A 10,646-nucleotide genomic window follows, 5' to 3' on the forward strand; every position below is an offset into this window, starting at 1 on the left:
TCATCAAAAAAAATCTGATGAGGGATTTTTTTTATGCCAATAACCCAAAACACTGGTGAGCAATTTCATACTCTTCATTGGTTGGAATAACCAGAATTTTTACTTTTGAATCAGCTGAACTCACATCCGCAATCCCGCCGGAATAGTCCAGATTGCTTTCTTTGTTCATGTCAATACCGAGGTAGTTCAATTCTTTACACACTGCTGCCCGCATCGATTTGTCGTTTTCGCCAACACCAGCGGTAAATACAATGGCATCCAAACCATTCAAAATGGCAGCATAGGCACCAATAAATTTCTTAATGCGGTAAGCATACAATTCAAGTGAAAGTATTGCGCCATCTTTACCTTCAGCAGCAAGTTTGCCAATATCACGCATGTCACTTGAACCACCTACACCCAATAATCCCGATTGTTTGTTAAATAAAGTACTGAGCTGATCGAGGCTGTAGCCTGCATGTTCAATCAAATGAAAAATAACAGATGGATCGATATCACCAGATCGTGTACCCATAACCAAACCGCTCAATGGTCCAAAACCCATGCTGGTATCAATGGATCTACCATCCCGAACGGCAGTCATGCTGCAACCATTGCCCAAATGTATGGTGATGATTTTCGAATCTTTTTTATCTAACCACTTAATGGCTTGCTCGCTTACATATTTGTGGCTGGTACCATGAAATCCATAAACCCTAATGCCATGTTCTTTGTAATATTGGTCGGGAATGGCATATCTAAATGCCTGTTGTGGGATGGTTTGATGAAATGCGGTGTCAAACACGGCCACTTGCTTCGCATTTGGAAAAGTGTGTTCAGCTACCTCAATGCACTTTAAATTTACCGGATTGTGGAGCGGTGCCAGTGAAAATAGTTTTTTAATCTGCTTTTTCACTTCCTCAGTAATCAACGTTGGGCCTGAAAAATGTTCCCCACCATGCACTACCCGGTGGCCTACGGCTGCAATATCATCAGGACTGGTAATTACCGCCTGTTCGCCTTCGGTTAGTAAGGCCAAAACCTGGGTCAATCCATCAGCATGATCAGCAATGAAATCGGTTTTCTCGGTTACAAATTTCTCTGCTCCGCTAAATACAGTATGTTTAATATATGAACCTTCAATCCCAATCCGTTCCACCAATCCGCTACAGATGGGGGCTTTCACTGGCATTTTAAAGAGTTGATATTTTAGGGAGCTACTCCCTGAGTTGATGACTAGAATGTTCATGTTAATTTTATAAATCCTGGCATTGTATTGCCGTAATTACTACCGTGTTAAAAATATCGTCTACCGTACAGCCACGACTTAAATCATTAATCGGCTTATTCAAACCTTGCAACATTGGGCCGATAGCTAAAGCACCGGTTTCCCGTTGTACTGCTTTGTAAGTGTTATTTCCTGTATTCAGATCAGGAAAGATCAATACACTCGCTCTTCCGGCCACTTCTGAATTCGGCATTTTCTGTCTGCCCACAATTGGATCAACTGCTGCATCATATTGAATAGGACCTTCAATTTTCAACTCCGGATACCTTTCCCTCACAATTGCAGTAGCTTCTCTAACACGTTCCACATCTTCGCCTTCACCAGATGTGCCCGATGAATAGGACAACATGGCGATTCTTGGCTCAATACCAAATTTGGCACTGCTTTCGGCTGATGAAATGGCTATCTCAGCAAGTTGTTGGGCAGTAGGGTTTGGGTTTACGGCGCAATCGCCGAAAATGGCTACACGTTCGGGCAAACACATAAAAAATATGGACGACACAACCGAAACACCTGGTCGGGTCTTAACAAATTGTAACGCAGGGCGGATGGTATGTTGAGTGGTATGAACCGCACCAGAAACCATTCCGTCGGCATCACCTTTGTAAACCATCATGGTACCGAAATAGGATACATCGGTCATCATATCGCGGGCCATCTCCAGGTTGACGTTTTTTGCCTTGCGCAACTCGTGTAATGTTTCTACGTATGCATCGTATTGCGCTGAATGGGCAGGATTATGAATGTGAATGGCGTTCGCATCTAAATTCAAGCCAAGGCGTTTAATTGAATTTCCAATTTCTAACGGATCGCCCAACAAAGTAATGTCTACAATATCCTGAGCAATTAGTTTTTCTACCGCCTTTAATATCCGTTCGTCATTTCCTTCTGGCAGAACGATATGTTTTTTCTCTCGTTTAGCCCACTTTACCAATTGGTACTGGAACATATGGGGCGTAATGCCCTGATAACTGAAAGTGATGATTTTATCATCAAGTGCTTTTAAATCAACATGTTTTTCGAAAATATCAATCGCCAGTTCAATTTTCTTTTTGTTATCGATCGTAATTTTAGAGTGGATGGAACCAATAGTTGTAGTAGTTTCAAATGTGCCTTTTTGTACCGCAATAATTGGGATGATGGTTTGCAAACCTTCAATTAATTTAATCATCGGCTCATCAGGCAAACTGCCTGCAGTGAGTACAATGCCGGCGATTTTTGGATAGTTGGCTGAAAGATTGGCTTGTAAGGAGCCAATGATGATATCGCCTCTATCTCCGGGTGTGACTATTAATAAATTATCCTTAATATGCCTTAAAAAATTAGGCAGCATCATCGCACCGGTTACAAAATTATCAACCTGGTTATCCAATAAATCCGCACCAAATAAAATCTCAGCGTCTAAAGCTGCTGCAATTTCTTTCATTGTAGGGCTTTGCAAGCCACTTTCAATAGGGATTACAGCAATTAGTAATTCAAGTGGTAATTGATTGGTTAATGCTTGTTTAATTCTTTCAGCTTCTTCAGGATTAACCATATTGGCCACAACACCCAATACCTGAACATCTCTTAACAAAAAGTTTCGGTATATATTAATGGCACTTTTAAATAGCTGACTTGCTGTTTTTCCTTTGCCGGAAACTACAATTAATACAGGAGCGCCAAGGTTTTTGGCCATCAGGGCGTTTGATTCAAATTCAAAGGCACTGCCTTCGCCAAGGAAATCGCTGCCTTCAATTACCGTAAAATCATAATTATCTTCCAGCTTTTTATATTTGCTAATGATGGTATTGATAATCGTTCCGCTATCTTCTGCCTGGTGAAGCATATCCTGTCGCGTAAATGCGAAAGCATCCTCATAGCGGATAGGAAGTGAAAAATAGTCAAGCATGGCTTCAACGTGTTCATCCCTTTTATTTGGATCTTCTTGAGCAATGATAGGCTTGAAATAACCTACTTTCTGGGTTTTAGCCAGCAGCATATTAATCATGCCAAATGCAATCACTGATTTTCCGGTATAGGGTTCTGCAGATGCGATAAAGATGTTTTTCGTCATAAAAAATAGGATAATACTGATTACAATAACCAACTTTCGCCAATATAGTTGATAATTTTTTAAATCTATATTAAAAAATAAATCCGCTGGAATTAGCTCAATCATAGAAACGGCGAAGCTTAAGAAAAGATATCTTTATATTGGCAACATGAAACCCATTATCACTATTGAATATTGCCCTAAATGCGGCTGGATGCTTCGATCGGCTTATATGGCGCAGGAATTATTACAAACTTTTACCGACGAAATTAAGGGCGTAATGTTGGTTCCGAGTGAAACCGGTGGAGCATTTTACGTTTTTGCAGATGACCTATTGATTTTTGACAGAAAAGCGATGGAACGATTTCCTGAGATAAAAGAACTAAAACGTTTGGTTCGGGATCATGTTAGTCCGGAGAAGGATTTGGGGCATAGCGATCATAAATAAACTATGCATTTGATTCAATAATTAGTTTTAAGGTTTTTAATCTGTAAATTAATGGCTGATTTACTTTAGAGGTTAGATTAGCCTTTAAAGGCTGGAAGTGGCTTTGCAGAAAATGATCGTAATCCGTTATTTCAGTGGCCTGGTTTAAAAAGATCGGCACTTGTTGTTTGCCAGCATTGGCGAAAAAATCTTCCAGCTCCTGGAGTTCTTGCATTGTCATGAGGTAAAGTTACAAATGAAAATTCATCCCATTTCCAAAAAATTACAATTTGTTTTTAAATCGCTAACGCTCAGAAAGATCAGCGCTATTCATAACCATACCTGATGATAGACTTTTTATAAATAAATAAAACCTTTTTTACTAATCTGCGTTTCTGATTTGCCTAACTATCCTAATTGAAATGCATCCGTATGAATGAAACAAGCAGCGAATTATTTTGCAAAATTGGTGAAAGTTCTAACGATGGTTATTTCATCTATAACTTACAAACCGAACGATTTCTCTATGTAAATGCTGGCCTGGCTAAAATTTGGGAAGTAGAAAAAGAATCCATTCTAAATCACCCTCATTTACTTTTTGAATCTGCACATGATGATGACCGGGAACATATCGTTTCCTGTTACGAGGAGTGCCTCGAAGATATGGCGGCTAAAAAGTATGAGTTTCGTTTAAGTTTTCCAGGCAACAGGGAGAAATATGTAAAAATAAGTATTTATCCATTTAAGCAGTCGGAAATAATTTTATGTGGTATTGTAGAAGACATTACGGTTGAGCGGCACAATAAACTACACATCGAGCAGATCAACTACCGCAAAAACATCACGCTCGAGGTATTGTCTCACGACTTGAAGGAACCTTTGGGAATGATGAAATTAACGGCATCATCAATGGAAAGGGGCATAGCCAGTACTGGCGATAAGGAACTGAAGGAATCGCTTCGGTTTATGATGGACATGTGCGATCGGAATACGCGTTTAGTGAGGAGTGTAATCAATCATGAGTTTATCAAGTCAAACGAAGTGGAAATTAGTAAAGATCGGCTGGAATTGGTTTGGGAGCTAAAAGATGCTTTAAGGTATTACCGCCGGTCGCAGCTTCGGGCAGTAAGGATTTTTAAATTTAAAAGCAATAAAGATAAAATCTACCTTCCGCTTGATGGTATGAAGTTTTTGCAGGTAATCAATAACCTCGTATCAAACGCAATAAAATTTACTGATGAGAATGGCACAATTGGTATTGCTGTAAATGATTTGGGTGAAAGTGTGATCATTTCGGTATACGATAATGGAAGAGGAATATCCGAAGAAATCAGATCAACTTTGTTTGAACGAGGTGAGCAAGGTTTTAAGGCGGGCTTGCAAGGCAAAGATTCTGGTGGGTTGGGCATGGGCATTATCTATAATATTGTCAAGCTTCACAGCGGTAGGATTTGGTTTGATACCGAAACCGGAAAAGGGACTACGTTTTATGTAGAATTACCCAAATAAATACTTGAATTGGCACAAAAAGACCATTATTCAGGCTTCTTGAAAATGCCCTGTTTTCTGAATTACATTCCTTCAATTATATTTGGTTTATGATCAAAATAATCCTGGTAGATGACCATCACTTAATGCGTGAGTCGCTTACCGCACTTATGGATAAATACGAATCGGTTGAGGTGGTAGCAGATGTTGCTAACGGACGTGAACTGCTTGATTTGATAGATGCTGGCATTCAGGCTGATATCATTTTATCAGATGTTTTAATGCCTGAAATGGATGGGATTGAAATGATTCCCCTGATCAAAAAGAAGGCTAAAAATCTTAAAGTTGTTCTGTTAAGTGTTTTGGAAGATGAGAAGTACCCATCAAACGCTTTTTTGGCAGGTGCAAACGGATATTTGTTAAAAAGTGTAGGTGCTGATGAGTTATTGTTTTGCCTGCAACATGTAATGAAAGGCCATCGCTATGTTTCTTCTAGTTTGTGTATTTCGATATTGGAAAGGTTTAATAAACAGTTGGTTATGCTTTCTCCTGAGCAAAATCACAGGCTTCAGTTTTCAGAGCGGGAGTTGAGCGTACTTAAACTGATTGGAGAGGGAATGACTAACCAGGAGATGGCTGATAAGCTATTTTTAAGCAGACGAACTGTCGAAGGTTTAAGGCAGGCACTCATCGATCGGACGGGTTGTAAAAACACAGCAGCACTTGTGCGGTTTTCCATCTTAAACGGTTACGCAGTTTAAAAAAAGCCCAAATTTCTAAGCAGAAATCCGGGCTTTTTTAAAATCAGTATATTATTGCGTAATAATACTTATTGCCAAAAATTTTCAAAAATTTATGATCATTAATTGTTCATTTCAGGGCATTTTAAGCAAGCGCTCAACCATCGAAATGAGTTCATCAATTTCGAAAGGTTTATTGATCATTCCATCCTCATTGGCATTCGTTTCTGTGAGCTGACTAGAAAGCATGGCCGAGATAAGAATTATGGGTAAGTGCTTGGTCGCTGCCTGTTGTTTTAAATTTCTGCAAAGAATTCTGCCATCGTATGTTCCGAGTTGTATATCTAAAAGCAGGATGTGCGGATTGAAATCGGTAATGGTTTGCAATAAATCTGATGCAGAAATAATAGATAAGGCTTCGTAGCCTTCTTCTTGCATAATTAAAGCCAATGCTTCAGCATTTGAATCATCATCATCAAGAATTAACACCCGCTTTCTCATTTAATCGGCTATTGTTCAGTCGTCTAAATTAAGATTCATAAATGAAATGGTTTAAGTATAAATACGTAGCCTAATACGGTATCTAAATTTAAGTGACGATTTTGTGCGACACAGGCATTTACTCGTTTGTAAAAAAGTTGTTCATCTTCAATATTCGCTTTAACTATTGCAACCGATTACTTAATTTAAAGAATAAATACTTGAAATATGGAAAAAAACCTAGACTACGTTAAAATTCCTAATTTCCTAAACCGCATTAAGAGCGAATGGCCAGGAATGATCGATCGTTTTGAATTTAAAACGCCGACAGTAATTTATGTTCATCTAAAAGAGGGAATCTCCAGTATTGATTTCCTTGGAAGATTATCTAAGAAAGTAGAAAGAATGATAGATTTTACGATACCGATTATCCTATACCACATTGAACGAGATGGAATGAATTTGAGATCGCATCCCATTAATTGGTATTCTACCATTCGTTAAGTTTTTTTAAACGGGACATTTTATAATTGTCCCGTTTGGTCAATGTTAGCTTTCGATTTCGATATGCTTGCTGTGTAAATTACGGCTGCAGTAAGCACTGCAGTTAAGAAAAAACCTTCTACCACATTTGCTTTTTTATTCCTCTTAAATCCTTTGTAGATCTTGTAAGCGGCAATGCCACCTAAACCAGCAAGTTCAAAATTTACAGGATTGACGCTTTTCGATGCTGGCGAATGTTCGAACGTTTTATTTACGCTTGAATTTGCCAGACTAATGCTTTTTGATAATCTTTTTTCCAATGAAGGTTTGGTGAGATAAATGCCTAAACCCATACCCGCTGCGCTAAGTACATCAAGTAATAGTTGGTAAGGTTTGTTTGTAGTTTTTAAAGCCATATTTTTTTTCTTTTTATGCCTAAGTAGATTTTTTTTGTTTCGGCAAACATTTTGCAATATTTATTGTCTTGTTGTCACTATCCCTATGATTAAAATGGAACAAGGCAGAAGACCCGAACAAATGGAATATAGCGCCAAGGCTAGTTTCTATTGTATATTGATTGCTTTTTTATTAGCACTAACTTTTTCTGTTATTCAGCCATTTTTTCCTGATGAAGTTGGTGCGGTAGAATTAGCAGTGAAAAATATAATTGCTGTTGAATCACATTAAGCGATTTGTTAACGCTTAAAATTCTTCTGATCGCTCTTTTTTAACGGATCTTCTCCCTGGCCAGCTTTCGATTCGAGTATCTTTTTCTTAATTTTATTGACTTCCTCATAATGATTTAATAAAGTTGGTTTTGTTAACTCTGCAAATGCTGCAATATCGGCGTCTTTAGATTTCGCTGCGGCCGCAAAAAGATCAATTGTAGTCTGATGGTCTTTGATAATGGTATCAATGAAAAATTCATTTTTGCCATCCTCTTTAAAAGTTTCCAACCGTTTAATCGATTGTATTCTCGAATCTGGTAATGTGTTCGGTAAACTGAAACCCTTTTTTTTAGCCAGGTTTTTTAAGGCATTACCAGAAGCAGTTTGATCCGTTACCAATTTATTGGCAAATGTTAAAATATCATTTGTGGCACCCAGCTGGATAATTTTATTTCCGATTTCCACGTCAGCCATTTCAATGATTGCTGCGTTTTTTAAAAATTCAATATCTGCCAGATCAAGCTTTGAAGCATTGTCGTTTTCAGTAATTCCGGTATCTATTTTTACAGCATTTTCGTTTGAATCAGAAGATTTTTCTCCGGTTTTTTCTGAATTACTACAACTTAAAAAAAAAGTTAATGTAAGTGCTGCTAAAGTAAAATTGGTAAGTTTCATATATCATTCTTTTAAAAAATCAACACCGTTTACTTTTTAAAGTTTCGATAAATTGAAAATAGCCGCTGATTGCGCTATGCAAAAAACTAAAAAAGCTCATGATTAAAATGAGCTTTTTAGGATATTGTGATTCTTAAATCTGTTTAAAGTCTTCGGTTAAGGGCATATTGTTCAGCTGCCTGTCAATCCATTGTGATGTGTAATCGGCAACTTCTTCCCAGCCAGGTTCATTACAGATATAATGACTTCGGCCCTGAAATTCCTTCAAATCGGTAATACTGGTTTCATCCGTGTAAGCATGCTGTTCTTTCTCAATTAACGAGGCCGGACAGATCATATCTTCTGAAGCAGAAATGAGCAGGAGCGGTGCGTGTGGCAATTCAACATCGATATCTGCTGAATCAGTCATGCAGGTTCTAAAAACATTTCTGCTATCCGGAGTTGCTGTTCTTTCGAATTCAGTTTGAGCCTGCGCATCAGTTAAAGTATTTGCGAAAGCGCCTTTAAAAGTTTCCAAATCCATCGGGATGGGTTCATTGCCCTTTAATGGATTTGCAATGGTTGCGGCGTTTTTGAAAAACGACCAGTCGAAAGTAATCATTTTATTTGGTGCTACTGAACAGATGGCAACCGCCGAACTCACCACACCTCTAGCAAGCAAAAGCTGAGCAATTAAGCCCCCAACGGAGTGACCAATGATGATTGGTTTTTCATCAAGTTTTAAAATTTCAGTTTCAATTGGCGTAATGATGTCATCCAATTCCAAGTCGCCTAGTTGTTCAGGGATATGGTTTCGTAAAGTCGCAGGTTCTCCATCATGAAAAGGCCATGCCGGCGCAATACAATTATAACCTTTCGATTACAAAAAAATTAATCCAGCCTTCCCAACTTTTTGGGTTCTGAAACATGCCATGTACAAATATGATTGTCTTTTTCATAGTATAGATTTTGTAATAATGACAAGCAGTTTCAAATATTTGTTTAGCATTGTTCAAAAAATTGCATAGCTATAAGGAATGCAACTTTTCTGAAAAAAAAAGACTTCCAAACCTGGAAGTCTTTTCAATTAGCTGAGCGTAATCACTATTCTTCTGCAGCTTGTGCATTAATAGTACCTTCAGCTATTTGCGTAAGTATAGCGTCAGTAGCTTTCTCGTTTTCTAATGTTTGATTAAGCAAGGCAGCCACGTCAGTATGGCCCATGTTTTCTGCAAATACCGCTAACGTACCGTAAGTTGCAATTTCGTAGTGCTCTACTTTCTGTGCCGCCAAAATTAATCCCGCATCTCTGATCATTGTACCTTTATCCGTTTCTTCGATAATTCCATTTGCTTCCTCAAGCAATCCAGCCATGGCATCACATTTTTTTGCGGTAGCCTTTTCATCTAGTGAAGAAAAAATTTCTTCCAGCGTAACAATATGCTGTTCGGTTTCCTGTGCATGTTTTTCAAAAGCTTCTACCAATTCAGGACTTGTAGCTGCTTTTTTAAATTTTGGAAGCGCCTTAGCCAGATGCTTTTCTGCCCAATAGATATCCTTCAATTCGTCAACAAAGAATTTATGGAATTCTGAATCTTCCATTTTACCTGTATTACCTGTTGGTTTTTTGCTTGCTTTTTTTGCTTTTGCTGTAGTAGCCATAATATTATATTTAGGTTGATGTTTGTTACACAACTGATTTAAATGAACATAGTTTTATGCTTTGAAACGTTGCGTATAAATACATTTATGAGCCGTATTTCGCTGCGTGAACTACCTGCCCTAATTAGTAGATTGCAAGATTTAACTACGCGACTTTTCGAAAACAAAACATTATTGAACTAATCCGATTGTGTGTAGAAAAAGACGATGGATTTGAAATTAATAATTGGGATAACCGCTGGTGTATTAACAGCGTTGGCCATCACGCCGCAGATTGTAAAAACGTTTCAAACCAAAAAAGCAGCCAATGTCTCGCCTTTTATGTTTATCGTACTTCTCACCGGAAATGGCTTATGGTTTTATTACGGGATGCTAATTATGGACTGGCCCATTCTCATCACAAACGCCTTTTCTTTTTCAATGGATATTTTAATGCTGATTTTGAAATATCGTTACCGGAATAATCATTGAGCTAATTTCATAAACATAAAACCCTTATCAATCGAAATGGTTGTTAGTAAAAGATTAAGGATATGGAAAATGGAAATCCCAAAGAGGAACAAGAGGAGCAACAGGCTAAGGATCAAAGCAAAACAGGCGTAATTCCGGATAATGATTTGGCTGGAAGCGATGCCGATAAGGCCTATGCTGAAGATGGAACCTTTAAGCAACTGGATGACAACGATACCGACCAAAAGGGTGCCGATGCTGATCCAGATCAATAAATAAAAAAATGCTCCGT

Annotated in this window: 14 protein-coding genes and 1 pseudogene; 7 read left to right on the forward strand and 8 right to left on the reverse strand. The window is 38.1% G+C overall.

All coding sequences use genetic code 11. The features are described 5' to 3' along the window. Positions 1-31 precede the first annotated feature (31 nt). Both ON09_RS03495 and pta read right to left on the reverse strand, forming a co-directional pair. A complete protein-coding gene (locus tag ON09_RS03495; protein ID WP_029204084.1) occupies positions 32-1,228 on the reverse strand; it encodes an acetate/propionate family kinase in 1,197 nt (398 codons plus the stop codon). Between the two features lie 7 nt (positions 1,229-1,235). After that, positions 1,236-3,323 (reverse strand): phosphate acetyltransferase, encoded by a 2,088-nt coding sequence (pta, locus tag ON09_RS03500; RefSeq protein ID WP_029204085.1) that lies wholly within the window; start codon positions 3,321-3,323, stop codon positions 1,236-1,238. A 148-nt stretch (positions 3,324-3,471) separates the two neighbouring features. Here pta and ON09_RS03505 point away from each other — a divergent pair, with 148 nt between their 5' ends. Further along, positions 3,472-3,750, forward strand: a complete 279-nt coding sequence (locus tag ON09_RS03505) for a SelT/SelW/SelH family protein (protein WP_010599676.1) — start codon at positions 3,472-3,474, stop codon at positions 3,748-3,750. A gap of 1 nt (position 3,751) precedes the next feature. On the opposite strand, the gene ON09_RS03510 is transcribed toward ON09_RS03505, so the two are convergent. Then, positions 3,752-3,964, reverse strand: coding sequence for a DUF6965 family protein (locus tag ON09_RS03510; RefSeq protein WP_238533594.1), 213 nt, complete (start codon positions 3,962-3,964; stop codon positions 3,752-3,754). 197 nt (positions 3,965-4,161) lie between these two features. Between ON09_RS03510 and ON09_RS03515 the strand changes: the two genes are divergently transcribed. Both ON09_RS03515 and ON09_RS03520 read left to right on the forward strand, forming a co-directional pair. Next, on the forward strand, positions 4,162-5,238 hold the full coding sequence (locus ON09_RS03515; RefSeq protein ID WP_010599678.1) for a PAS domain-containing sensor histidine kinase: 1,077 nt from the start codon (positions 4,162-4,164) through the stop codon (positions 5,236-5,238). Between the two features lie 89 nt (positions 5,239-5,327). Next, positions 5,328-5,978: a response regulator transcription factor gene (locus tag ON09_RS03520; protein WP_010599679.1), complete on the forward strand. Its 651-nt coding sequence runs from the start codon at positions 5,328-5,330 to the stop codon at positions 5,976-5,978. 114 nt (positions 5,979-6,092) lie between these two features. Here ON09_RS03520 and ON09_RS03525 read toward each other — a convergent pair whose 3' ends face one another. Beyond that, entirely contained in the window at positions 6,093-6,458 is a 366-nt protein-coding gene (locus ON09_RS03525; RefSeq protein WP_010599680.1) for a response regulator, read from the reverse strand. Between the two features lie 207 nt (positions 6,459-6,665). Here ON09_RS03525 and ON09_RS03530 point away from each other — a divergent pair, with 207 nt between their 5' ends. Next, the gene (locus ON09_RS03530; protein ID WP_010599681.1) at positions 6,666-6,941 is read left to right on the forward strand and encodes a hypothetical protein; all 276 of its coding nucleotides are present in this window, start codon (positions 6,666-6,668) and stop codon (positions 6,939-6,941) included. A 20-nt stretch (positions 6,942-6,961) separates the two neighbouring features. On the opposite strand, the gene ON09_RS03535 is transcribed toward ON09_RS03530, so the two are convergent. Beyond that, positions 6,962-7,336, reverse strand: coding sequence for a hypothetical protein (locus ON09_RS03535; protein WP_010599682.1), 375 nt, complete (start codon positions 7,334-7,336; stop codon positions 6,962-6,964). Between the two features lie 94 nt (positions 7,337-7,430). Here ON09_RS03535 and ON09_RS03540 point away from each other — a divergent pair, with 94 nt between their 5' ends. After that, on the forward strand, positions 7,431-7,607 hold the full coding sequence (locus tag ON09_RS03540; protein ID WP_157258823.1) for a hypothetical protein: 177 nt from the start codon (positions 7,431-7,433) through the stop codon (positions 7,605-7,607). Between the two features lie 8 nt (positions 7,608-7,615). Here the strand turns inward: ON09_RS03540 and ON09_RS03545 are convergent, their stop codons facing one another. The 3 genes and pseudogenes from ON09_RS03545 to ON09_RS03555 all read right to left on the reverse strand — a co-directional run bounded on the left by ON09_RS03545 (position 7,616) and on the right by ON09_RS03555 (position 9,904). Next, positions 7,616-8,263 (reverse strand): DUF4142 domain-containing protein, encoded by a 648-nt coding sequence (locus tag ON09_RS03545; RefSeq protein WP_010599684.1) that lies wholly within the window; start codon positions 8,261-8,263, stop codon positions 7,616-7,618. Positions 8,264-8,396: 133 nt separating this feature from the next. Then, positions 8,397-9,107 (reverse strand): annotated as a pseudogene (locus tag ON09_RS03550) (alpha/beta hydrolase); the annotation flags it as partial. 239 nt (positions 9,108-9,346) lie between these two features. After that, a complete protein-coding gene (locus ON09_RS03555; protein ID WP_010599686.1) occupies positions 9,347-9,904 on the reverse strand; it encodes a YciE/YciF ferroxidase family protein in 558 nt (185 codons plus the stop codon). 207 nt (positions 9,905-10,111) lie between these two features. On the opposite strand from ON09_RS03555, the gene ON09_RS03560 reads away from it, so the two are divergent. Together ON09_RS03560 and ON09_RS03565 are read left to right on the forward strand one after the other, a co-directional pair. Then, a complete protein-coding gene (locus tag ON09_RS03560) occupies positions 10,112-10,375 on the forward strand; it encodes a SemiSWEET family sugar transporter (RefSeq protein WP_010599687.1) in 264 nt (87 codons plus the stop codon). 62 nt (positions 10,376-10,437) lie between these two features. Beyond that, on the forward strand, positions 10,438-10,629 hold the full coding sequence (locus tag ON09_RS03565; protein WP_010599688.1) for a hypothetical protein: 192 nt from the start codon (positions 10,438-10,440) through the stop codon (positions 10,627-10,629). The last annotated feature ends 17 nt before the right edge of the window (positions 10,630-10,646 follow it).

Origin of the sequence: Pedobacter agri PB92 (assembly GCF_000258495.1) — a bacterium.
Lineage (GTDB): Bacteria > Bacteroidota > Bacteroidia > Sphingobacteriales > Sphingobacteriaceae > Pedobacter > Pedobacter agri.

Excerpts from the sequence above, each read along its gene's own strand:
- ON09_RS03540 (WP_157258823.1), top strand. The coding sequence starts at position 7,431 with ATGGAACAAGGCAGAAGACCCGAACAAATGGAATATAGCGCCAAGGCT.
- ON09_RS03505 (WP_010599676.1), top strand. The coding sequence starts at position 3,472 with ATGAAACCCATTATCACTATTGAATATTGCCCTAAATGCGGCTGGATG.
- ON09_RS03520 (WP_010599679.1), top strand. The coding sequence starts at position 5,328 with ATGATCAAAATAATCCTGGTAGATGACCATCACTTAATGCGTGAGTCG.
- ON09_RS03530 (WP_010599681.1), top strand. The coding sequence starts at position 6,666 with ATGGAAAAAAACCTAGACTACGTTAAAATTCCTAATTTCCTAAACCGC.
- ON09_RS03560 (WP_010599687.1), top strand. The coding sequence starts at position 10,112 with ATGGATTTGAAATTAATAATTGGGATAACCGCTGGTGTATTAACAGCG.
- pta (WP_029204085.1), bottom strand. The coding sequence starts at position 3,323 with ATGACGAAAAACATCTTTATCGCATCTGCAGAACCCTATACCGGAAAA.
- ON09_RS03515 (WP_010599678.1), top strand. The coding sequence starts at position 4,162 with ATGAATGAAACAAGCAGCGAATTATTTTGCAAAATTGGTGAAAGTTCT.
- ON09_RS03495 (WP_029204084.1), bottom strand. The coding sequence starts at position 1,228 with ATGAACATTCTAGTCATCAACTCAGGGAGTAGCTCCCTAAAATATCAA.
- ON09_RS03525 (WP_010599680.1), bottom strand. The coding sequence starts at position 6,458 with ATGAGAAAGCGGGTGTTAATTCTTGATGATGATGATTCAAATGCTGAA.
- ON09_RS03510 (WP_238533594.1), bottom strand. The coding sequence starts at position 3,964 with ATGCAAGAACTCCAGGAGCTGGAAGATTTTTTCGCCAATGCTGGCAAA.
- ON09_RS03565 (WP_010599688.1), top strand. The coding sequence starts at position 10,438 with ATGGAAAATGGAAATCCCAAAGAGGAACAAGAGGAGCAACAGGCTAAG.
- ON09_RS03545 (WP_010599684.1), bottom strand. The coding sequence starts at position 8,263 with ATGAAACTTACCAATTTTACTTTAGCAGCACTTACATTAACTTTTTTT.
- ON09_RS03555 (WP_010599686.1), bottom strand. The coding sequence starts at position 9,904 with ATGGCTACTACAGCAAAAGCAAAAAAAGCAAGCAAAAAACCAACAGGT.
- ON09_RS03535 (WP_010599682.1), bottom strand. The coding sequence starts at position 7,336 with ATGGCTTTAAAAACTACAAACAAACCTTACCAACTATTACTTGATGTA.